The organism is Erwinia sp. MYb416 (assembly GCF_037479575.1).
Lineage (GTDB): Bacteria > Pseudomonadota > Gammaproteobacteria > Enterobacterales > Enterobacteriaceae > Erwinia > Erwinia rhapontici.
Map to the genome: position 1 here is coordinate 1 of NZ_JBBGYT010000046.1, position 1316 is coordinate 1316.

Annotated in this window: 1 protein-coding gene; it reads left to right on the top strand. The window is 43.2% G+C overall.

Annotated features, from left to right (window positions below):
• Window positions 1-950 (top strand): ATP-binding protein (locus tag WH277_RS00425; protein ID WP_339503714.1); only part of this gene is annotated, 950 nt, incomplete at its 5' end.
• Between the last annotated feature and the right edge of the window lie 366 nt (window positions 951-1316).

Consider the following 1316-nt stretch of genomic DNA (forward strand, 5'->3'; position numbering starts at 1 on the left):
CGCATAACCAAGTTGTGGTTGTTCAAGATGCAATTACCGAGCAAAAGAAAACTTTCCTGCAAGCGAATGGTAGAGCCGACCTGTTACAGTCTTTTACACTCGACAGTCCAATTCCATATTCTCTGAATGATGTCATTGGAAAACTAAAATATTTAAATGAAGAGAAGGTCGATGGCTCAAGAGGTCCTAAAAACGGCCCTTTCAACGGCGAATTCTCCAGGCTGCTAGTTCGCTTGGCAAGCCGTTTAAACGACCGACGTTATGGTTTTCTCTTTAATAGTCCTGATAAATACAACCAATACGATTCGTTGAGCATGATTGCTGAAAAACTGATGGAGTTTGGCGAGCAAAAAAAAAGCATAAAAGTAATCGACTTTTCAGAAGTTCCGGCCGATATCCTGCCAGTAATCATTGGGTTGGTTGCCCGTATCATCTATCAGGTTCAATTCTGGACTGATCCGAAAAATCGCAGACCAGTTGCCTTTGTCTGTGATGAGGCGCATCTATACCTACCAAGAAAAGAAGGTAACCCAGTTGAACGCAGAGCGGTTGAAGCATTTGAAAAAATCGCTAAAGAAGGACGTAAATATGGCGTTGCGTTGATGATTGTAAGCCAGAGACCTTCAGATGTAAGTGCCACCATTCTCAGCCAGTGTAACAACATCATTTCTCTGCGTTTAACGAACGCGGATGATCAAGCGACCGTGCGCAAGTTGCTACCCGAAAGTTTGGAGAGCCTCTTAGAGGCACTCCCAATCATGGATGTTGGAGAAGCCATGGTTGTGGGTGATTCGGTGCTCCTGCCAAGCAGGATTAAAATTGACCCTCCAACTGAAAAACCGTTAAGTGCAACAATAGATTTTTGGTCTCGTTGGCAAGAGAACGTTACCAATGCAGACTTTACATTGGCAGTAGAAAACATGCGTCGACAAAATCGAATAAAGTTATAAACCGAAAATACCCCTCGAACGAGGGGTATTAGCAAGCTAGGTTTGTTAAACCCTTCTTCATATGGTGTTGTATCCCTCAAAGCATTTTGAAAAAAACTATGACAGCCCTCTCGTTGATTAATACATTATGCTGCCAGCAGCGTCCATTTCTGACATAAGCAGTCTACTGCAACTTCAGCAGGCTGCTATGAGCGAGGAGCAGACGTTGAGACACATAATAAATCGTCTCAATTTTCAACTTTTCTGACCCTTAAAGTCCTGAGAAGTAAATCAGACAAACTCCAATGCCCAAGATCCCTGAGATGCTTCTTCTGAGCAATGATACTTCCATTAGCTCAAGGGGCCCCAAAAGATGTTCATTGCCTA